Origin of the sequence: Gracilibacillus timonensis (assembly GCF_900086715.1) — a bacterium.
Taxonomy (GTDB): domain Bacteria; phylum Bacillota; class Bacilli; order Bacillales; family Amphibacillaceae; genus Gracilibacillus; species Gracilibacillus timonensis.
This window is the reverse complement of the sequence record NZ_FLKH01000010.1, coordinates 630,455-652,193: the sequence shown is the minus strand read 5'-3', so window position 1 is coordinate 652,193 and position 21,739 is coordinate 630,455. Positions and strand designations below refer to the sequence as shown.

Below are 21,739 nucleotides of genomic sequence, written 5' to 3'. Positions count from 1 at the left end.
ATGGATCCCGTAATGGGAATTGCCCGTTCTATTTCTCCCATGATTTTGACTATCGAAGTATAGTAGGGGTGATTTATAATGCCAATGGAAAGACACGCTTTCCCGAATGACTTTTTATGGGGAGGAGCGATCGCAGCTAACCAGGCAGAAGGGGCTTGGAATGAAGATGGAAAAGGTCCTGCCATTAGTGATGTGATTAGAAATGGAATAGTTGGTGGTCAGTTTGACGGAGAAGTGATAGAAGGACATTACTATGCCAGTCATGAGGCGATAGACTTTTATCACCGTTATAAAGAAGATATCGCTTTGCTTGCGGAAGCTGGTTTAAAATGTTTCCGAACATCGATTGCCTGGTCACGTATTTACCCGAATGGTGATGACGAAGCTCCGAATGAAAGAGGATTGCAGTTTTACGATGATTTATTTGATGAGTTATTAAACTACGGGATTGAGCCGGTGGTGACGATATCCCACTTTGAACTTCCTCTACATTTAATTAACGCGTATGGCGGTTGGAAGAATCGAAAACTGATAGACTTTTATACTCGGTATGTTGAGACGATATTAACGAGGTATAAAGATAAAGTGAAGTATTGGATGAATTTTAACGAAATTAATCATTTTCATACAATCCCGTTAGCTGCTGGTGGCATTTTGATAGAAGATGAAGAAACAAAGCTGCAAACTATTTATCAGGCTTCGCACCATGTGTTTGTTGCTAGTGCAAAAGCAACGAAGTTTTGCCATGACATTATTCCAAACGGAATGATGGGTGCCATGCTTTCCCTTAGTCCAATCTATCCACATACGTGTCATCCTGATGATATTTTTGAATCGTATCAGCTCAGACGGCGGTCGCTTTACTACTCAGATGTAATGGTTCGTGGTGTCTATCCGAGTTATGTCAAGCGAATTTGGCGCGAGCATGGTATTGAGGTGAAGATGGAGGAAGGAGATCTTTCTTTAATAAAAGAACATACGGTGGATTATTTAGGCTTCAGCTATTATCGGAGCTCAACGCATCAGGCAGGCATGCCGGTTCTGGGGAATACAGGAGGGATTATTGGTAAGGATAATCCCTATCTGGAAAAAACAGAATGGGGCTGGCCGATCGATCCGAAGGGATTACGCTATGTTTGTAATGAGTTATATGATCGTTATAACATCCCGTTATTTATCGTGGAAAATGGTTTTGGTGGCAAGGATGAGTTCAATACGGATCGTGAAATAGCGGATGACGAACGTATTGAATATATTCAGAAGCATTTAATCGAAATGCATGAGGCGATCATGGATGGATGTGAGGTTATCGGTTACACCTGGTGGGGGCCGATTGATATTGTCAGTGCGGGAACTGGAGAGATGGAAAAACGCTATGGCTTTATTCACGTTGATAAAGACAACCATGGTAAAGGAACGTTAAATAGAACGAAAAAGAAAAGCTTCTATTGGTATAAGCAAGTTATTGAGTCCAATGGTAAGTCACTATACGAATAATAGGAGGGGACAGCATAATGGAACATAAACAGAGAGTGCCATTTACAAAAGATTTCTTATGGGGGGCGGCTTCGGCTGCATACCAGATAGAAGGTGGATGGAACGAAGATGGCAAAGGCCAGTCAGTATGGGATGTTTTTGTACGAAAAGAAGGAACTACTTATAAAGGGACAAACGGGGATGTGGCAGTCGACCATTACCACCGGTATAAGGAAGACGTACAGTTAATGGCCGAACAAGGCTTGAAAACATATCGGTTCTCGGTTGCGTGGAGTCGCATTTATCCAACTGGTAACGGAGAAGTGAATGAACAAGGTTTAGCTTTTTATGATCGCTTAATTGACGAATTACTCGCAAATAATATTGAACCGATGATTACCCTTTATCATTGGGACGTACCACAGGCACTGATGGATCAATATGGGGCCTGGGAGTCCAGACAAATTATTGAGGATTTTAACAACTATGCGATTACACTGTATAAACGATACGGAAATCGTGTGAAATATTGGATTTCACTTAATGAACAAAACTATTTTGTAAGCTATGGTTATGAGACGGCGCTTCATCCGCCAGGGGTCAAGGATCGCAAGCGATTTTATGAAGTGAATCATATTGCGAATCTCGCGAATGCAAAGGTGATTCAATCATTTAGAAAATATGTCCCAGATGGAAAAATTGGTCCAAGCTTTGCTTATAAGCCATACTATCCGCTTAATTCTCATCCAGATAACATGCTTGCTTTCGAGAATGCCGAGGATCTACAAAATTATCTTTGGATGGACATTTACGCATGGGGTAAGTATCCGATCACAGCCTGGAAACACCTTGAGGAACACGATTTAACACCAACAATTAAGGAAGGCGACTTTGAATTATTAGCATCTGCAAAGCCGGATTTTATGGGTGTGAACTATTACCGGACGCAAACCGTAGAACACAATCCGATAGAAGGAGGTATTGGAGTAGGTGTCAAAAACACAACTGGTAAAAAAGGATCCACGAAGGATTCTGGTATCCCAGGAATGTTTAAAACAACTGCAAACCCACATGTGGATTCGACTAACTGGGACTGGGATATCGATCCAGAAGGCTTACGTGTAGGTTTACGAAGAATAGCAACTCGCTACGGATTGCCTGTCCTGGTTACAGAAAATGGTTTGGGAGAATTCGATACACTCGAGGACAATGATATCATTAATGATGGTTATCGAATTAATTATATAAAGTCACATCTGGAGGCAATTCAAGAGGCAATGGCAGATGGAGTTGAGGTTTTAGGCTACTGTGCGTGGTCGTTCACTGATTTGCTAAGCTGGTTGAATGGGTATCAGAAACGATACGGTTTCGTTTATATTGATCGTGATGAAGAAAGGGAGAAAGAGTTACGAAGAATAAAAAAGAAAAGTTATTACTGGTATCAGCAAGTAATTGAATCGAATGGTGAATCCTTGTAAAAGGGATATAATAATAGGTTTATCCGTAATGAGGCAGTATGTAGTAGATTGAAATCTTAACCATGAAAATATCAATTAGTATCAATGCTAGTTGATATTTTCATTTATTAGATAAGTCGCAATTTATTACATATCCTGAAACATTAAGTTCAATAAATAAAGAGTTAGAGTGGCGGAATGACTAGGAAGAATTAAAAACAACGATTGAAATAATGAAATATAAATTGAACAAACTAACAGTTATTCACCAGCTATTTGAGGATAAATGTGTTTTCCTCTGTTGACCTTCTATGTAAATTTGATTATAATGTAATTGATCAATAAATAACTATAAGTGGGTGTCTGACATGGTAAGGTCTAGTAAGGAAAATCGCAAAGAGGAAATTCTTGAAGCTGGATTAGAAGTATTCGCAAAAAAAGGTTACTACAATACAACTACCGCACACATTGCAGAAAAAGCAGGTATATCACAACCTTATGTCTTTCGATTTTTTAAAACAAAAGAAGAGCTGTTTATTGCAGCTTTAGATCGAGCATTTGAAAGGATTCTTCATACTTTTAAACAGGTGGATGCTGCTCCTGAACAACTTGTTGGAGAAATGATTGCTGCATATGAAGAGCTTTCTGAATTATATCCCAATGAAATTGCATTACAGGTGATAGGAATATCCGTAACAGAAAATGCTGTACGAAAAGCAGCGCAAAAAGGATTGTCGAGTATCCAAAACTATACCATAGATCGTTTTAAAGCAGCAGGGATTAAGAATGTAGAAAATGAAGTTACTACATTTCTAGCAAGGGGGATGTTATGTAATATTTCTTATTTTATAGATCTTCCGGAGTTGATGGATGGTCAAAGAAATGAATAATCGCGTTTAGTAGGTTATTTATTTTTCTATCATTATTTATTGATCAATCACTAAATAATAAAAGGGGGGAAAAATATGAAATTAGCTAAAATAGACTATGTTTCAATCGGGATAATTGTCTTTTGTGTCATTAGTTGGTTGGATTAAATCAAATGATCAATCCTCTTGAAGGAGGTGTTATAGATGAATAGAAGCAATAACGAAAATTCTATTGCCCCATTTTCCTTTGTATTAGGTATTATAGCCATTGTGGTCACATTATTCACATTTTGGGATTAAGATAAAATGGTTAACTGTTAGGAAAATTTAATGTTTTGTGTTAAATAGAAAGGAAACATCAAATATGTTTGCGCATTTTGTTATTGATTGATCACTAAATAAAGGAGATATTGTGAATGAAAACAGCAATGGTGTTAGGAGCAACTGGTGGAACAGGCCAAGTTATTGTTTCAGAATTATTGAGCAGAGGAATAGAAGTTATTGCTTTCGGACGGTCCCAAAGTAAATTGGATGCACTAATGGTAGAACATGATTATAATTCCAAATTAACATACAAACTGGGGAATATATTCGATTATCATACAATTATAAAAGCTGCTGAAGATGTGGAAGTCATTTTTCAATGTGCAAATGTAAAATACCAGGAGATGAAGGATAAGCTCCTATTACTTGGAGAAAGTGTGATGAAAGCAGCAGATACTCTCGGGAAGAAGATCGTTATTGTAGACGGAATTTATGTATATGGACATCAGGTTGCAAAGGGAGACGAAAGTCATCCGCATCAACCACATACCAAGAAAGGTAAAATTAGAGTGAAATTCGAGCAATTGATATTCAGTCCCGAATGGAAAAGAGCAAACTCATTAATTGTTAGATTACCGGATTATTATGGTCCTACATCACAAAATTCTTATCTACAGCCCACTTTAGAAGGAATAGCAGCCAATAAAATTTCGATTTTTATTGGAAACCTGAAAAAATCTAGGGAATATGTCTATTTGCCAGATGCCGCTAAAATGATCGTAAATATAGCTTTGAAAGATGACGCTTATGGGGAAAATTGGAATATACCAGGCGCAGGATTAATTTCTGGTAAAGAAATTATCAGAATTGCTCGTCAAGTAACAGGAAATCGAAAGTTTGTTATTCCACTTACTAAAAATGCTATTCGTTTTATAGGATTGTTCGATCTGTTTATGAGAGAAATTATCGAAATTATGTACCTCACTAAAGAAGGTTTTATTTTGAGTGGCGAAAAATATGAAAAACGAATCGGACCCATTCCAAAAACATCTTTCAAAAAAGGACTGGAAGAAACATTAAAACGACTGAGACATGTAGAGTAATGGCACTGAACTATTTTTCAGAATGGATGGAAAGAAACCGAGCCTTCTATATGGACAATTGTCCATATAAAAGGCCCACTTCATCTAGGAGAAACACACACTCTTTTACAGGGTTGAGCATTTGGTTATATGCAATGATACTCAAACGGCGAAAATAGGTATTTAAAGACTTTATACAATTGTCTATATGCAATAAATTTTTGTGGATTTATTAAAATAGTAGAAGGAAACACTGGTTACCAACATTAGTGCACGTTAGCCAAGTTTCTATAGAAGTCTTTGCAATCTCTTGTAATCTTATCTAAAACAAAGATACAGGGGGGCGCTTTGATTGTTAATTAGCCAAGCCATTAGTGACATATCATGGACCAGCCTAGTTCCCCCCCGCCTCCAATCATTCTCTCACTTTAGATATATATATTCTAAACGTGAACCTAGTTGACTAAGAATTTCATTAGTAATCGTTCCATTTTGCTGGGCAATGTCTTCACAGTGAATTTGTTTGTCACCATCCATGCCGATAATAGTGACGGTATCATTAGCTCTTACTTCTTTTATGTGGGAAACATCGATAATGAATTGATCCATACAAATGCGCCCGATAATCGGGGCTTTTTCACCATGTAGTAATACGTAAGCATCGTTTTTTTCATTAAGCATTCGAGGAATCCCATCTGCATACCCAATCGTAATAGTCGCTACTATCATGTTTGATCTGGCCCTAAATTGTCTCCCATAACTAATAGTATCTCCTGGTTCGATCTCTTTCATAGTAGCAATGCGAGCTTTTAGCGATATAACAGGTTTTAAATGGATGGATGTACGTGTTTTGTCGGGAGCACTTAACACTCCGTATAACGCAATTCCCGCTCGTGCAAAGTCACAAGTTAAATCTGGATAGTTTAATATGCCATAACTTGATTGGAGATGTAGCTTTCCGGGGTGATATCCTTTTGCTTTTAGTGCATGCATTAGCTGGTAAAATCGTTGAATCTGTTGCTTGGTAAACTGAATATCCTCGTCTCTCAAACCATCTGAAGCAGATAAATGAGAAAATGCCCCTTCCACTTTTAAATTGGTACAATGGAATATCCTTTCGATGTCCGAGAGGTTTTCAGCATGAATACCAAGTCGATTCATGCCAGTATCAATTTTTATATGCACACGAATCTGTTTGGAAGAATGATTCAGCAGTTGTGCATATGGATAATCTACCACTGTCTGTATCAGCTTGTACTTTGTTAATTTGGAGAAATCTTTGGGTTTGTATATCCAAGAATAAGAATGTCCCCTTTGATTCCATTTTGCCGTAAATGTATTCCTTCTTTTAGCGTAGCGACCGCGAATGATCGCACACCGGTACGCATTAGTTCCCGTGCAATGGGCACATCCCCATGCCCATAGGCGTTAGCTTTTACGACTGCCATTAATTCATTTTGGTCTGGAAGCAGCTGACGAAGTTCTCGTGCGTTGTGTCTAAGTGCTGCTAGATTCACTTCAGCCCAAGCTCGATGGTCGGGTGCTATATCTTGCTGTTTTTCCCACCTGGAGAATAGCTTCACGAAAAGGATTGCTGCTAAAAAGGAAAGACAACTAACTACTAAATAGTGAATAAAACTGTTGTGTATGAATAATTGCTCCTGATTCATAAACTTAGCAAAACCGCGGACAAGTATGATGATCCCGGGGTGGATAAGGTAAATGATTAAGGATACGTTACGCAATGCCTTACTTTTTATACTGGGTAGTTGCAGCAATAATAAAAATAAGTAATACATGCATGGCACAAGCAGAATGTACATACTATCGTGTCTCTGCCAAGAAAAACTGTGTATTACTAGTCCTTCAACTAGTAGTAAACTAATTGCTATACTTAGTCTGATAAGAATTTGTTGCTTGGAAAACCTTCTATTAGATGCTGCGATGGCTATACCTAAAACGAGAAAGATTGGGACAAAAAATAAGCCATTTCTCGTGTATTCCGATATAGTGAAGATGAAATGATAGAAGGTGGAAAGCGTATCGGATTTTTCCGCAAGTCCATAATAGCTATCTCCCAGAAGTCCAACTCCATATAATATTATCGAACCTATCCAAGATAATTTAAGGCCAAATCGCTGTATAGCCAAGGTCACAATTGGAATGGCAATAATCATCGCTGGTAAATACCATAAATGATAAAAGGTACCATTAATGAGAATGTCCTGTACAAGCTTTCCCCATGTCAAAGTATCCCCTGTGTACATATTGATCGGTAAAAAAAGCAAGATAGAAATTCCATAGATCGTACAAAGTTTGATAAGCGAGCTTTTGATATCATCATTTTCCCTATTTTGAATGGCTTTATATAGAAAATACCCATGTAACCATGATGAAAAATGGAACAGCTACTCGGCCAATAATACGAGTGAAAACAAAATTTGCCGTTTCATTAATGGCATATAAGGGAGATGTGTGAATAGCAACAACTAGAAAAGCCGATATAAGGCGAAAGAAATCTAGTGCGCCTGTTCTATTCCATTGTGTCATCGAAATCACCTCCATGTAGTTAGGATAAAGCCATCCACATTATTTCCGGATATTTGGTAGCAGAGCGTATCCGATAAATCCAAGTTCATGGAATCAGCTTCTGTCTGGATGTAGCTAACTTCTACTTTCTTATTATCTAGTGAAAAACCATAATGCTTTTCTCCGAATTTATAATCCTTGATAAAAGGGATATATTCTTCTAAACAAAGATCATGATGGTGCATGATGGAGGCGTGTGGATAACCAACATAACGAAAATGCCAAGGCTCATGAGAGATTCCCGTAACTGCTTCCTTGTGTTTTTGATATCGTTCGAGAAAACCATATCTTACGGCGTTCTCTCTTAAAATTTGGGCAATGCCTGAATAAGGGAAGTGAGGTCGGATGAAATCAATATTATCCGCACGTTCGCCTAAATCAATGGCCATGCCTGTTTGGTGTTCACTACAGTTTGGTAATGCCACGTATTTTTCGGTGAATAGCTGGCCGTTCTCTACTATCGAAGACTTATAAATCTCTTCTTGCTCTTGTTGACTTCGGTACCCGCTAACCAGAGCAATTTTTTCTTTAGCAGCGATGGTGTCGAGAAGCTGATTTAGTAGGTTTCCTGTGTTTTTTTTCAATAGCGTTTTGTTGAACTTGCCCCCCATAGGCAGCAATTGTCTTGTAAAGTACTGATTATCTTTAATAGAATGCTGCTTGTTCACTAGCATTTGATAGCCTTTATGAATGTCCTCTTTATGCAATGTGATAACACTCATTTTTCTAACCCCAATTGAATCAGCCTGTCTAAGAGATCGGTAAACTCTATTCCAATTTCTTTCATCATGGTTGGGTATCTGCTATGTGCTGTAAATCCAGGAAAGGTGTTCACTTCATTAAACACTATTTGCTTGTCTGGAGTTAGGAACATGTCTACTCGTGCCAACCCGCTGCAGTCTAGCGCGCGATAGATAGTAGCAGCAGCTTCTTTTACTTTTTCTGTAAGATATGCATCTAGGCGAGCGGGAACATGAATTTTAGCCGTTTCTAGTGTATATTTTTCATTAAAGTCAAAAAAACCCGACGCTAATTCAATTTCATCTACTTCACCAATGGTTAGGTCATGGTTTCCTAAAATGGCACAACCAACTTCAAAGCCATCAATGTTTGCTTCTATAACCAATTTATCATCATATTGAAAAGCCTTATTAATAGCGCTTGGCAGTTCATCATCTTGGTAAACCTTTGTAATGCCGTATGAGGAACCAGCTTTTACTGGCTTTATAAACAAAGGGTAGTTTAGCTGTTTAGCTTGCTCGAGAATGTCAGCTAATACATGATTTCTTGAGAATTCAAGGGATGATGGCGTATGGATTCCAGTCAAAGAGACGATTTGGTGAGCTTTTCTCTTGTCCATACATACTGCTGAGGATAAGGTGTTACATCCAACAATAGGGATGCCAGCGATCTCTGCTATACCTTGAACTGTCCCATCCTCCCCATACTTTCCATGAAGAATTGGAAAAATCGCATCGATCGTAACTGTTTCCATAGAATCATCATGATGAAATTCAATCAGTTTGTTTTCGTGTCGGTCTAGTGAGATCACAATAGAATGGCAATAGGTATGATCTTCAAACCAAGTGTTGCTGAGAATGTGATCGACATCCCCACGGTAACGAAGCCATTTTCCTTCCCGTGTAATGCCAATTAAAATAGGATCATATTTCTCTTTATCTAGATTGGCGATAATAGCATGGGCGGATTGTAGCGAAACATCATATTCACTAGAATAACCGCCAAATAATATTACAATTTGTATTTTTCCCATTTGATATGCTCCTTTGTTCGTGTTCGTGACAAATAAAAAACACTTGCTAGCTTGTCACGTACATCATACCAAGCTAGCAGGTGTTCTTCTTCCGTATTTCATAACAGGAAACAAATGATTTTCTCTTAGATTTCTTACAAAATTCTTACGAAAGGGCTGGAGGATAGATATGAAAATTGTCATTACGGTGTTATTGATACCTGACAAATACAGTTGTTTAAAAATAATGAGCGTATCGAATGAGGAATTTTTGTTAATGGACTTATAATCGCAAAGGAACGGACACTATTACGATAGCTAATAAAATATACCTAAAAACAACAAATTCACGCCTTAACTTTAGATAATACGTATATAGTATGACGAAAAAAGCTTAAACTAAATACATTCATGCAAGTACAGAAAAACGTGTCACCAACAATTTCCTGACAAAGATATCATGTCTTTATCTCATCTTTACATCATTATGGTATGCTTATACATACGAACTTTTTGACATTGCGAGGGAGAAAAATGCAAAAAACCATATTAATTGTTGAGGACGAAGATATATTACGTGAAATAGTGAAAGATTATTTATTGAATGAAGGATATGCCGTATTGGAAGCGGTGGATGGAAAGGAAGCACTAGCCATTTTTGAAGCGTATGACATACATTTGATTATTCTGGATATCATGCTGCCGGAGTTAGACGGATGGACTGTATGCAGACGAATTCGCAAAAACTCCAATGTAGCCATTATTATGTTGACAGCACGTTCGGATGAGGATGATACATTGCTTGGTTTTGAATTAGGTGCCGATGACTATGTTACCAAACCATATAGTCCGCCCATTTTGTTAGCAAGAGTAAAACGATTAATTAATAGCCGCTATTCTTACGGGAATACATTTTCTAATGAAGATACCTTGGCTGAGAATGGCATCCACATCCATATTCCTTCCCATGCAGTGAAAGTAAACGGAGTTCATATAAGCCTGACGCATACCGAGTTTGAAATATTAGCTTATTTGATGCAAAATCCAGGGATTATTATTACGAGAGAGCAGCTAATCATTAACATTTGGGGTTATGAATTTGCCGGTGATGATCGTACCATCAATAGTCACATCCGTAATTTACGTCATAAATTAGGCGATAAAGCAAATAGTATCGTAACGGTTATTCGTGTCGGTTATAAATTTGAGGCAAGAGCATGAAAAAAGGGATCGTATTAAAATTATTTTTGCTGACAACGATGTTATGTATGCTCATTTTGGCGGTTGTTTTCATTGGACAAACGGTATTTTTTAAGCAATATTATGCAAATCAAAAAATAAACGATATTGAAACAGGTATTCAATCTTTTCAGGAGGAGTATGTAAAGGCTGATGGAGATGTATCAGTAATTCAAAAGCTGGAGCAGGATTTCTATAAGGAGCATGCCACATGGATTACCACATTAGATAGTGCAGGTACTATTAAAAATGCCAATGATTTTTCTGTAAAAGTTCATATTGACCGTACCGAAAACGAGGATTTTATGGACCGCGATATAACCATACCATTATATAGCTTTACGGGCTTAGAAGATATGGACAGATTAAAATTTCAGTTAGAAAGGGGAAAGGAAATCATGATTGATGGGATCATGAAAGATGATGCGGTAATCCCTGCTATTTTGATGAAAGAGAACGGAATTATCACCTTGGAAAATAAGCAGCTAACCAAAAAGCTATATGGTAATGGAGTGACAACGGAATCTTCCCCAAAAGAAGACTCATCAATATTTTTAAGGGGAACCATTGAAGAATTTCAGTTACCTGAAGGGACGATTCGCTCCAACATATATACCAATCGTTTGTTTGTCGAACGCATCAAACAATTTCAACAAAACCTGCTTTTTAATGAGAAGCCCGATACCGATGCTAGAACCATGGATTATACGCAAAATAATATGGAATACAAAATATTCCTTAGACCTATTAAAGATATTAATGGTGATACGAGCTATATTTTTGCAATGACATCCTTACAGCCCATTGATGAAGCGGCACAGATGATGGAGGATTATTATGTATACCTAATTATATTTGTATTGCTCTTGATTGTTCTTGCATCCTTTTATTATTCAAAGAAAATCGCTAGACCATTGTTACGAATTAACAATACAACCAGCAAGATGGCAAACCTGGATTTTTCAGAATCCATACCAATTGCATCAAAGGATGAAATTGGCACCTTGTCACACAATATTAATACACTTTCTCATACATTACATTCATATATTAATCAGCTGCAGCAGGATATAGAGAAAGAAAAACAATTAGAAAATACACGTAAAGATTTTATTTCTGGGGTTTCTCATGAATTAAAGACGCCGTTAAGTATTATGAAAAGCTGTATCTCTGTTTTAGAAGATGGGATTGCCAGTGATAAAAAAGAGTATTATTTTAAAGCAATGTCCAAAGAAGTAGATAAAATGGATATGCTCATTGTTGACATGCTCGAATTAGCGAAATTTGAATCGGGTACGTATAAAATGAAAATGGACGTTTTCTATATTGATCAAATCATGGAGTATATATGTGAACAATTAGCTTTAGATATTACGAGCAAGAATTTACATGTGCATAAACAACTTTCTCCGATTAAGGTGGTTGCAAATCAGCATCGCATAGAACAAGTAGTGACCAACTTTATTACCAATGCGATTCGGCACACGCCAGAAAATAAAAGTATTATTGTTTCCACGATAGAAGAGCAGGAGCGTGTGAAAGTATGTGTGGAAAATAAAGGCATTCATATTGCGCAGGAACATGTAGAGAAAATATGGGATCGTTTTTATCATGGAGATATGTCTCGCAGACGTTCGGAAGGCGGGACAGGGTTAGGACTAGCTATTTCAAAGAATATTTTAGAGTTGCACGATGTAGAATATGGTGTCATGAATACCGAAGATGGTGTGCTGTTTTACTTCTTTTTGAACAAAGAGAAATAGCTGTTTACTCAAGCTTTTCGTTCCAGGATACGCTGTTAATGTATGGAACGAAAGGCTTTTTTGTATGCTTCCTATTATTCTTTAAATGATATTGATATCATCTTTACCTCATCTTTATTTCCCGCCATTATCCTATAACCAAGGATAAAAGGAATTCCTAAACTATAGAGAATTGGAAGGAAGGAATAAGTATGAAAAAAGGGATATTAATGATTACATTATCTGTGTTACTCATCCTAATATTCATATTAGTGGTTAGCATAAACAATCCCCGCCCTAAGATGGAGAGTAATTCTGATTTAAAAGTTGTCATCGATGCGGGACATGGCGGTAAGGATAACGGGGCTACAGGTGCTAGCGGCAAATATGAAAAAAAATTCACGTTAAGTTTATCAAAAAAAATAGAAGAAAAGTTGAAACAAGATCCGGAAATAGAGGTTTTTATGACCAGAACAGAGGATAACTTTATATCGCAGGAAAGCCGCTACAGACCCAAATATGCTAATAAATTAAATGCCGATTTATTTTTATCTATCCACGGCAACACTTTTTCCAGCCCAGAGGTTGCAGGGACAGAAACGTTTTATTATCACAAAGATTCCCGTCGCTTTGCCAAGATGATACAGAAACATGTGGTTGAGGCAACCGGATTTAATGATAGAGGAACAACAAAGAAAGATTTATTCGTTGTAAAGGATACGGAAATGCCTGCAGTATTGTTAGAAGTAGGTTATCTGACAAACCCCAAGGAAGAATCTGAAATGTGGACAGACGATTTTCAATCACGTGTTGCCACTTCCATTGTTGAAGGGATTAAAGAATACAAAGAGAAAGCGGAAAAACGAGGTATTTTTAATTGGCTTTTCTAACCGCTGATCCAATAATTATGTTCATCATAGGCCATCCACTTTATGACGTTATCTGTCACTGAAGTGGATGGCTTTTTAGCGTAGTTTGGCTATAGGAATTTTGTGGTGGCTGGGACCCTTGGTTTTGCGGTGGGGAATGTGGAAGTAGACTAACTTCGCAACGTCATGGTTCTTATGTCTGCGAACCTAAATCGTCTAGTGGTCGGCAAGTATTATGATGTCTCCAAGTGATCCCAAGTAGAATTTACATAATATGTCCTTCCGTCAATTCCGTACCTATTTTGGTTGGAAGGAAAAGGACCAGCGGGATTAAGTTCGGCTTTCTTAACCAATCTTTAGTTTAAATCCTTCTCATCTTGATCTCATCTTTATGTCATTATTTTAATCTATGAATGAGCATAAAAAACGAAATAGAATAGAGGTTTTTACATGAAACAACTGAAATGGCTTATCCCCCTTGCCTGTTTGGTCATTTTTTATGTCCTTCAAAGTGATGTTAACCATGATCAGGTGGAATCAAAGTCGAAGGCGCCAGCTTTGACAAGTCATCATTCAGAAACAGAACTTGACCAAAAAGCGGAGGAGTATATCTTTTCATCAGACGTTCAGAAAACAGAATCGGAGAAGTCGCAAACGGATCAGGAGCTTGTTCCTGGAAAGGAAGAAAAAACAATCTATTTAACCTTTGATGACGGGCCTTCTTCAGCAACTACAGATATTTTAGCTGCTTTAAGCGAATTTGATGCAGAAGCAACATTTTTCATGTTGGAACCCGCCATGAGAGAGTTTCCGGGAGCGATAGATGAAATTGTGGAGGAAGATCATGCTGTCGGTTTACATGGTGTTACTCACGATATCCACCACTTTTATAAATCGGAACAATCTGCCCTTGAAGAAATGATGACTGCTCAGAAAACACTTCAACAAATGACAGGAGTCCAGTCTAGTCTGATCCGAACACCTTATGGCAGTGTTCCATATTTAACGGAATCTTATCGGAACGTTTTAGATAATGAGGGGTTCAAAGTGTGGGATTGGAATGTAGACAGTGATGACTGGTCATTACCCGGCAACCAGTATGTGAACGCGGTTATCGAGCAAATAGAGGAGCTGTTTAACGCTGGAGAAACACCCATTATTTTGTTGCATGACACGCAGAATACAGCGGACCATTTGCCCAAGCTATTAACTTACCTATCGGAACATGCATTTCAAACAAAAAAGATTGAAGAAAAGATAGAGCCATACCATTTCAACTGTTATGACCGCTGTTATCAACTATCCGTAAAGAAATAGAATAAACAATCAGTAAAAGATAGGAGAGAATGCAATGAATAAGAAAATGCGATTTTTAATATGTAGTTTAATCTTAATGTTAATAGCGATTGGTTTCATCATCGATCAGAAGCCATTTATGTCTGACTCTAAAGAGGAGCCGAATAATCAAGAAAATGATCACTTGGAAGGTACAGTAGCCAAGGATTCGACAGGGGAAAAATACAAAATAATAATTGATCCAGGGCATGGCGGTGAAGACCCTGGTTCTATTGGTGTCAGTGGTTCATACGAGAAGGATTTCACCCTAAGTCTTGCAATGAAAGTATTCCATTTAATGGATGATATCCCGCGAATTGAAGTTTATATGACTAGAGACAAAGATGTTTTTCTTTCAGCTGAAACACGTGTGAGACCGAAATTTGCCAATGATCTGAAGGCAGATTTATATATTTCTTTACACGCTAATACCTTTACAGATCCATCCGTTTCCGGCACAGAAACGTATTATTACGATCAAAGTTCTTTCGCATTGGCAAACATGCTGCACAAATATGTGGCAGAGGCTACAGGTTTTCGTAACCGTGGGGTAAAAAAAGAAGATCTTTTTGTTTTACGAGATACTAACATGCCTGCCATTTTACTTGAAATAGGTTATATGACCAATCCAAAAGAAGAGCAAACCATGTTAACAGAGACATTTCAACAGCAGGTTGCTAAATCTATCAAAAACGGAGTAAAAGAGTATTTGAAGATAGATGGGTAGGATCGTCATTTGACGGTAGGTCTCCTTATTGTAGAAGAATCATTATAAATGTTGTAAGATCACTGCTGCAATTGTATGCGAAAAACTGTTTTTATGTTCATATAAAGAACGCTTGCAATCCGATAAGTGAGATGTTATCATTTATAATGAACGTTCTACATAGGAGGTTGTTCTATGAAAAACTCTCAGAAAAAAGCAGATATCATTAATACAGCGGAAAAGTTATTTTATCAACATGGCTTTCATGCAGTTGGTGTAAAAAATATCTTGGAGCAAGCCGGGGTAGCAACCATGACGATGTATTATCACTTCAAATCGAAGGAAGATGTTATTAAAGAAATATTAATCCAACGAGATAAACAATATTTTCACCTGTTGGAAATGAAAATCGACAAAAAGAATGGGATGCATTCGTATATCGATTCGATCATTCAAGCACATCTCGAATGGATAGAAACAGATGGCTTCAATGGCTGTTTATTCTTAAGAGCAAAGCAAGAATATGAAGGGGTAAATGAAGAAATTGTTTCACTAAGTAAAGAACATAAAAAAAGGCTCTTAGATAAAGTGGAAAAAGATCTAGGGCTTCTTCAGGGAGATAACTCACTAAGTGTGCAAATTTCTATTATTCTTGAAGGGTTAACATCCATGGCTCAAATACTTGATGTAGATAAAGTAAATGATACGGCAAAAGATTTAGCAAAAAGTATTCAAGTTTCGGATAATGGATGAATAGAGGAGAGAATAGTGTCATGAAAAAATGTACATTGTTCTTTCTATTTTTTAACATTTTATTATAATGAACGTTATATATAAAAGGGGTGGGAATAATGAATGCAAAAAGATTAATAGCAGCGGGTTTACCGATGATTGCTGTGACATATGGTTTGTCTCGCTTTAGTTATGGTCTGATGCTTCCATATATGAATGAAACGCTTCATATGAATCCGTCCACTAGTGGTATGATCTCATCTTTATCGTATATGGCTTACTGTATAGCCATCGTATTTGCCATGGCTTATTCGAATAAGCTATCTCCTAGAACGATTCTTGTAATAGCTGGATTATCATCCGTTATCGGTCTTGGTACCATTGCCATTTCTCCAAATGCAGTAATGCTAGGTTTAGGTATATTTCTGGCGGGATTAAGTACAGGCTTATCCTCTCCGCCATATGCCGACATTGTTAGCACGAATGTAAAAACAAGGTTACAAAATCAGGTGAATTCATGGATTAACTCTGGTACAAGTATTGGCACAGCTTTTACAGGGGCAGTGGCCATCTTTTTGGCTAATAGCTGGAGAGAAACATATTTGATCTTTATGGTGATTGCTATTTTTGTGCTGATGGTGAATGTGAAAGTACTTCCCAAGCGGCATGCTTCAGAAAAGAAAGAGAGTACAGGTTTCTCTAAAAAGGAGTGGGGCTATGCTATTCCATTAATCATTGCCTCTTTACTGATAGGCATATCCTGTTCCGCTTACTGGACATTCTCGAGGGATTTTATATTGAACCTAGATCATGTTTCCTCTTATCTAGGAGAATGGCTTTGGGTGATTATTGGTATAGCAGGTTTACTAGGAGGGACTGCTGGGGCGTTTATAGATAAGTTTGGTGTCATCAGTGCATACAGGATTTCTGTATTAGCACTTTCGACTGCTTCTCTTATTCTGGGAGTTGAAGCACTTAACAATATAACAGATTTTCTGTCAGCCGTTCTGTTTGGAGGTTTCTATATTTTTATGGCAGGAGTGCTTATTGTTTGGGGGATATCGGTATTTAAGACAAATGCATCATTTGGATTAGGTGTGCCATTCTTAACACTGGCACTAGGACAAGCGATAGGTTCTATTTTATCAGGGGTAATAGCTGATATAGTAGGATATCCTATCTTGTTTATCGGGGCTTCTATTATTGGTTACATTACTTTAGTATTCAGACCCAAGACCAATTAAGCTTATGTTTTCGGAAGGTAAGTCTATCTAAAAAATGCTTTATCATCGAATGTAAGCAGTAATCCAAACGAAGTGGTATAATGGTTTAAAATCCAAAGGAAAGGAATTGATCGATCATGTCACTGCAATTGACGCCTTATTTTATGATGGAAGGGAACGCAAAGGAAGCTATTTATTTTTATGAAAAAACACTGGGAGCGACCATTATTTCCATCCAGACGTATGGAGAGGTGATGCCTTCATGCCCTTCAGCTATAAAAGAGCATGTGGCCAATGCCATGTTAAAAGTAGGTGACACCAATCTTTTGTTTTCCGACACTCCCGGTTTCCCTATTCAAAAAGGCAATCAAATAATGATCTCTCTTTCAACTAATGATATTGATGAATCCAAACGAATCTTCAAAGCTTTGGAGCAAGATGGTAAAGTTAATCAGCCACTAGAGGAAACCCCTTTTAGTCCAGCTTTCGGTAATGTAACGGATAAATTCGGTGTGACCTTTCAAATTGTAACGGAAAGATAATAATGCAAAAAGTATAGAATTTATTTATACCTGTGTTTGTTTTGTCTTTCGACTGAATGCGACAATGTAAGACACCCGGAACATTTCCGGGTGTCTTACAAATTTGATTAGGAAAAGGAGAGCAGCATGCCCTGTTTTTTATCCAAGGAAATATTATTGAAATAAAATTCCATAGGTGCATTTCGTTGTGTAGGGTATACCACAGTTATACATACCAAATCTTCGTGGATATGGACCGAGACTTGGATCATAACAGGTGATGATTTCTTCATCCGTAGCTTGAACCATCGATTGGCTCCATGGCGGCGTGGTCTCGCCTGGGCTGGCTGTGTTATTCGGTATGCGGATACCAAATCGACTTATTGTTTCAGACTCCACCGTCTCTGTTAATTGCTGCCCGAGTTGCAGACTTTGGCAAAACCATCCTTGCACGTTTGCATCGATTAACTGCTGTGCCTTAAGGGTACAGTTAGATCCTAGTAACGCAAGGAAGTATTCCTCTAATGGTTGACGTTCCTTTAATGCGATCTCCTCTAGGCTTTCAATAATCCCGGTAATATAGTGCAAAAAGAGCTCAGGGTGTTCGCTTGTGAAATATAGTAACTGTTTAAATACACGCGTTGCATATTTTGTGGCTTCTTGTGGTGCATAATCTGAACTTAGGTATTCGGAAGCGGAGTCGTGTGTCATGTACCGATGTTGGACAAACTCTGGTGGAACGGACAATGCACTCGCTGCAATTGGAATCGGAACATAGGGCGTAGTAACTGCTTGCGTGACAGCAACCCAAAGTGTTTGTAACTGTCGATGGGCATGTGGACGAATGTGGGCAACTTGACCGTAACCAGAATGGTCATTGGACCAGCGTGGATCCCGCACAAGTGCAAGCATATCCTCTAGACTAACGGGTGCCATTGCTTTGAGTTCTTCTTCACGTTCTGGTGGCACACGCCATGTTAAAAAGGGGTTCTCTTCTACGCTCACTCCCTCGCCCGGGAAAGGAGTTCCGTATACATCCTGTAGATTTAAAAAATCAGGGTTATCTCGATTTGGATCCCACCATCCTTGTTCCCTCGCAAATGAAACGATGTTATCGGATCCCAAATAATTGTTATTGTTCTTAAAATCAGCAGGGAACTGGTGAATGTAGCCGGGGTAGGAAACGCGTACCTCATCTGGTCCTAACCGTTCTGCTGCCCATAATCCCTGACCACCAGCATATTCAATCATTACCCATCCTTCATTTTTGTCAGCAAATAAATGCGAGTTACCTCCATAAGTTGTATAGCCATATTGGTTGATAAGATCCCCTATGATTTCAACGGCTTCACGAGCAGTTGTCGCACGTTCCATGGCAATACGAGCCAAGTCGCTGTAATTTGGCCCTCTCTGGGGTTCAGGAGTCATGCCCACTAGCTCCTGGCGTGAATCTGACCAAATATCACGTGCCCCAACCCCGTACTCATTCAAACCTCCATTGGTTAATGGTGGAGGAAAACCTTCAAATTCCGAGTAGGTGGAACTAATGTACTTAAATGTATGTGGAACCTGTGGTATTTCCATTAGTTCTCCGGGTATCACAGCGTCCTCCGTTGCCCCGACCGTTATGGTTGATCCTTGAGGATGATTTTGTGCTGGCACAATATCAACCCAGTGGCTGGAAGGCTCATGGCCAAATCCCCCTAATAAAGTTGAACCGTCCGCCGTTAAAGCATTGCCGACATAAAAACCGATACTCATTTCATCATTCCTTTACCCTATTTATTAGATTGATCCTTCTTCATTATATGGGCGGATAACGAGAATGTGATCGGCAGAAGAAGTTATCCATAAGATGATTGTTAGTTTGTCGTTTAGTATCAGGATAAGCAAAGGGTTCATTTGTAAAAAATTTCAACTATTTCTTTATTCGATTCTTTTTTGCTGCATGTTCCATTAACTGGTATAAGGTGTAAGCGTTATCAAATTCTGTCTAAAAATATTACAGATCTTCCGAACGAGAAAGCCCACTCCTTTAGGCGTGGGATGAGAGTGAGGTCGGGTACGGGATGCCAATGAAATCAGAATTTTTGTGGCACTTCAAGTATCCAAAAGTTTCTTTCTTTTAAATGATATATTTGTTGAATTTTATAACGGAAATTGATACAATTTGGATAAGAGCGAATATATGTTCCTGATTTTTGTCCTCCGTAGTAAATAGAAGGAGTGAAACCTATGCCAAGAAAGCGTACACCGACTTATACCATCGAATTTCCTCTGCATATCCCTATTTGGCAACAACACCGACTGGAAAAGAAATTCCATATCGCCCGCATGGTCTACAATGCTTGTCTGGGTGAAGCACTCAAACGGCATAAAACGGTGAAGGCGGATAAACGGTACCGCACATTGCTGCATGAACCCAAATCTAAAGAACGTAGCAAGGAGTTAATGGCTATTCGAACCAATCACGGCTTTTCCGAATATGGAATCCATCAGTTTGTCAAGGCAGTCCAACACAAATTCAAAGAACATATTGGCAGTTTTGAAGCTCAAAAACTGGCAACAAGGGCTTTTCAAACCGTGGAAAAGCTGCATTATGGAAAATCAAAAAGAGTACATTTCAAAAAATACAATGATGATATATCCGTAGAAAACAAATCAAATAAAACGGGCTTGAGATACATAGAAGGGACTATTATTTGGGGTGATAAACCAACCAAGAAAAATCCTAAACCGAAAAATCGGTTGTGCATGCCGATATCTCCTAAACCCGATGATGAATATGCACATGTGGCTTTATTGGACAAGACAAAGTATGTACGCATTTTAAAACGGGAGATTAGAGGGAAAATCCGTTATTTTGTTCAACTTATTCAGGAAGGCTATCCGCCTGAAAAAAGAAATCGCAACGTTGCTGATGAAGAAACAAAACGTATCGGATTAGACATAGGTACATCGACGATTGCGATCAGCAGTGAAAGTAAAGTGGAACTTCGTGAACTTGCCCCGGCGTGTCACCATGATGAAAAGGAAATAAGAAGCATTCAACGCAAAATGAACAGGTCTAAACGAAGTACCAACCCTACCAACTTTAAATCAAATGGAACCATCAAAAAAGGAAGATTAACTTGGAAATACTCCAAAAGATATGAAAGGCTGCGTCAAAAACGTAAAGAGCTCTACCGCAAAGTTGCTGTCGGGAGGAAAATGGCACATGAGAAACTAGCCAATGATATTCTTGCCCTGGGTTCCGATATACGAGTGGAAACGATGCGATTTCAATCGCTGCAAAAACGTGCAAAAAATACGAACCGAAACCATACCAACGGTAAAATCAATCGGAAAAAACGGTTTGGAAAATCAATCGCCAATCGAGCTCCCGCAATACTACTCACAATTATAGAGCGAAAACTGAATTATCAAGGCAAATCGATAAAGAAGATAGATACCTATGCCACAAAAGCTAGTCAGTTTAACCATATAACAGGAAAATACCATAAGAAACAGCTTTCAGAACGGTGGAATGATTTTGGGGAGTTTCGTATCCAACGTGATTTATATAGTGCCTTTTTAATAGCGAACACCAATGAAACCCTTAATTCTGTTGATATAGATTTATGCCATGCGAAATGGAATGACTTTATAGAACTGCACCATTGTGAAATTGCACGATTGAAACAGTCAACAAGTAAAACATTGCGTTGGTTTGTCGCGTGAAAACAAACCTGATTGGTCTTGATAACGCCCAAGAGAAGCGGAACGACAAGCACACAAGAGGTTCTTCAAGGGCTGGCTTGGAGAAGTGCCTTGCGATACGCAATACGTCCGTTAATGTTTTAAGAGAATATACACCAGTGTTTCAGTGGAAACTCTTTCTTC

The 21,739-nt window shown here is 38.3% G+C and carries 17 protein-coding genes and 1 pseudogene; 13 read left to right on the top strand and 5 right to left on the bottom strand.

The features are described from left to right. Positions 1-84: 84 nt before the first annotated feature. From BN6556_RS07040 to BN6556_RS07025, 4 genes are all read left to right on the top strand, one after another. Complete coding sequence (locus BN6556_RS07040; protein ID WP_066189066.1) at positions 85-1,497, top strand: glycoside hydrolase family 1 protein; 1,413 nt, start codon at positions 85-87, stop codon at positions 1,495-1,497. Between the two features lie 17 nt (positions 1,498-1,514). Continuing rightward, positions 1,515-2,954 carry a glycoside hydrolase family 1 protein gene (locus BN6556_RS07035; RefSeq protein ID WP_066188880.1) on the top strand — a complete coding sequence of 480 codons (1,440 nt, stop codon included), beginning with the start codon at positions 1,515-1,517 and terminating at the stop codon, positions 2,952-2,954. A gap of 347 nt (positions 2,955-3,301) precedes the next feature. Next, the gene (locus BN6556_RS07030; protein WP_066188878.1) at positions 3,302-3,823 is read left to right on the top strand and encodes a TetR/AcrR family transcriptional regulator; all 522 of its coding nucleotides are present in this window, start codon (positions 3,302-3,304) and stop codon (positions 3,821-3,823) included. Between the two features lie 395 nt (positions 3,824-4,218). After that, the gene (locus BN6556_RS07025; protein ID WP_066188875.1) at positions 4,219-5,169 is read left to right on the top strand and encodes an SDR family oxidoreductase; all 951 of its coding nucleotides are present in this window, start codon (positions 4,219-4,221) and stop codon (positions 5,167-5,169) included. 402 nt (positions 5,170-5,571) lie between these two features. On the opposite strand, the pseudogene alr reads toward BN6556_RS07025, so the two are convergent. The 4 genes and pseudogenes from alr to vanG form a co-directional block, all read right to left on the bottom strand. Beyond that, positions 5,572-7,469: pseudogene (gene alr / locus BN6556_RS22390) on the bottom strand (alanine racemase); the annotation flags it as partial. Positions 7,470-7,512: 43 nt separating this feature from the next. Further along, positions 7,513-7,698: a hypothetical protein gene (locus BN6556_RS22385; protein WP_205410314.1), complete on the bottom strand. Its 186-nt coding sequence runs from the start codon at positions 7,696-7,698 to the stop codon at positions 7,513-7,515. A 5-nt stretch (positions 7,699-7,703) separates the two neighbouring features. Further along, on the bottom strand, positions 7,704-8,459 hold the full coding sequence (locus tag BN6556_RS07015; protein WP_066188873.1) for a D-alanyl-D-alanine carboxypeptidase family protein: 756 nt from the start codon (positions 8,457-8,459) through the stop codon (positions 7,704-7,706). Continuing rightward, positions 8,456-9,511: a D-alanine--D-serine ligase VanG gene (gene vanG / locus BN6556_RS07010; protein ID WP_066188871.1), complete on the bottom strand. Its 1,056-nt coding sequence runs from the start codon at positions 9,509-9,511 to the stop codon at positions 8,456-8,458. Before vanG ends, BN6556_RS07015 begins: the two co-directional genes overlap by 4 nt. A gap of 513 nt (positions 9,512-10,024) precedes the next feature. Here vanG and BN6556_RS07005 point away from each other — a divergent pair. From BN6556_RS07005 to BN6556_RS06970, 8 genes are all read left to right on the top strand, one after another. Beyond that, positions 10,025-10,711 (top strand): response regulator transcription factor, encoded by a 687-nt coding sequence (locus BN6556_RS07005; RefSeq protein ID WP_066188869.1) that lies wholly within the window; start codon positions 10,025-10,027, stop codon positions 10,709-10,711. Then, entirely contained in the window at positions 10,708-12,492 is a 1,785-nt protein-coding gene (locus tag BN6556_RS07000) for a sensor histidine kinase (protein WP_066188867.1), read from the top strand. Before BN6556_RS07005 ends, BN6556_RS07000 begins: the two co-directional genes overlap by 4 nt. Positions 12,493-12,683: 191 nt before the next feature. Beyond that, on the top strand, positions 12,684-13,361 hold the full coding sequence (locus tag BN6556_RS06995; RefSeq protein ID WP_066188863.1) for an N-acetylmuramoyl-L-alanine amidase family protein: 678 nt from the start codon (positions 12,684-12,686) through the stop codon (positions 13,359-13,361). Between the two features lie 429 nt (positions 13,362-13,790). After that, positions 13,791-14,657: a polysaccharide deacetylase family protein gene (locus tag BN6556_RS06990; protein ID WP_066188857.1), complete on the top strand. Its 867-nt coding sequence runs from the start codon at positions 13,791-13,793 to the stop codon at positions 14,655-14,657. Positions 14,658-14,691: 34 nt separating this feature from the next. Beyond that, complete coding sequence (locus tag BN6556_RS06985; protein WP_066188855.1) at positions 14,692-15,402, top strand: N-acetylmuramoyl-L-alanine amidase family protein; 711 nt, start codon at positions 14,692-14,694, stop codon at positions 15,400-15,402. A 174-nt stretch (positions 15,403-15,576) separates the two neighbouring features. Beyond that, entirely contained in the window at positions 15,577-16,134 is a 558-nt protein-coding gene (locus BN6556_RS06980) for a TetR/AcrR family transcriptional regulator (protein WP_066188852.1), read from the top strand. Between the two features lie 98 nt (positions 16,135-16,232). Then, positions 16,233-17,357, top strand: a complete 1,125-nt coding sequence (locus BN6556_RS06975; protein WP_066188849.1) for an MFS transporter — start codon at positions 16,233-16,235, stop codon at positions 17,355-17,357. 116 nt (positions 17,358-17,473) lie between these two features. Further along, the gene (locus tag BN6556_RS06970; protein ID WP_066188846.1) at positions 17,474-17,878 is read left to right on the top strand and encodes a VOC family protein; all 405 of its coding nucleotides are present in this window, start codon (positions 17,474-17,476) and stop codon (positions 17,876-17,878) included. A 153-nt stretch (positions 17,879-18,031) separates the two neighbouring features. Here the strand turns inward: BN6556_RS06970 and BN6556_RS06965 are convergent, their stop codons facing one another. Next, a complete protein-coding gene (locus BN6556_RS06965) occupies positions 18,032-19,618 on the bottom strand; it encodes a C69 family dipeptidase (RefSeq protein WP_066188843.1) in 1,587 nt (528 codons plus the stop codon). Positions 19,619-20,092: 474 nt separating this feature from the next. Between BN6556_RS06965 and BN6556_RS06960 the strand changes: the two genes are divergently transcribed. After that, entirely contained in the window at positions 20,093-21,577 is a 1,485-nt protein-coding gene (locus BN6556_RS06960; protein WP_066188840.1) for a hypothetical protein, read from the top strand. The last annotated feature ends 162 nt before the right edge of the window (positions 21,578-21,739 follow it).

Coding starts and splice junctions, on each gene's coding strand:
- vanG (WP_066188871.1), bottom strand. CDS start 9,511: ATGGGAAAAATACAAATTGTAATATTATTTGGCGGTTATTCTAGTGAA.
- BN6556_RS22385 (WP_205410314.1), bottom strand. CDS start 7,698: ATGACACAATGGAATAGAACAGGCGCACTAGATTTCTTTCGCCTTATA.
- BN6556_RS06960 (WP_066188840.1), top strand. CDS start 20,093: ATGCCAAGAAAGCGTACACCGACTTATACCATCGAATTTCCTCTGCAT.
- BN6556_RS07025 (WP_066188875.1), top strand. CDS start 4,219: ATGAAAACAGCAATGGTGTTAGGAGCAACTGGTGGAACAGGCCAAGTT.
- BN6556_RS06975 (WP_066188849.1), top strand. CDS start 16,233: ATGAATGCAAAAAGATTAATAGCAGCGGGTTTACCGATGATTGCTGTG.
- BN6556_RS07015 (WP_066188873.1), bottom strand. CDS start 8,459: ATGAGTGTTATCACATTGCATAAAGAGGACATTCATAAAGGCTATCAA.
- BN6556_RS07005 (WP_066188869.1), top strand. CDS start 10,025: ATGCAAAAAACCATATTAATTGTTGAGGACGAAGATATATTACGTGAA.
- BN6556_RS06985 (WP_066188855.1), top strand. CDS start 14,692: ATGAATAAGAAAATGCGATTTTTAATATGTAGTTTAATCTTAATGTTA.
- BN6556_RS07030 (WP_066188878.1), top strand. CDS start 3,302: ATGGTAAGGTCTAGTAAGGAAAATCGCAAAGAGGAAATTCTTGAAGCT.
- BN6556_RS07040 (WP_066189066.1), top strand. CDS start 85: ATGGAAAGACACGCTTTCCCGAATGACTTTTTATGGGGAGGAGCGATC.
- BN6556_RS06990 (WP_066188857.1), top strand. CDS start 13,791: ATGAAACAACTGAAATGGCTTATCCCCCTTGCCTGTTTGGTCATTTTT.
- BN6556_RS06995 (WP_066188863.1), top strand. CDS start 12,684: ATGAAAAAAGGGATATTAATGATTACATTATCTGTGTTACTCATCCTA.
- BN6556_RS06970 (WP_066188846.1), top strand. CDS start 17,474: ATGTCACTGCAATTGACGCCTTATTTTATGATGGAAGGGAACGCAAAG.
- BN6556_RS06965 (WP_066188843.1), bottom strand. CDS start 19,618: ATGAGTATCGGTTTTTATGTCGGCAATGCTTTAACGGCGGACGGTTCA.
- BN6556_RS07000 (WP_066188867.1), top strand. CDS start 10,708: ATGAAAAAAGGGATCGTATTAAAATTATTTTTGCTGACAACGATGTTA.
- BN6556_RS07035 (WP_066188880.1), top strand. CDS start 1,515: ATGGAACATAAACAGAGAGTGCCATTTACAAAAGATTTCTTATGGGGG.
- BN6556_RS06980 (WP_066188852.1), top strand. CDS start 15,577: ATGAAAAACTCTCAGAAAAAAGCAGATATCATTAATACAGCGGAAAAG.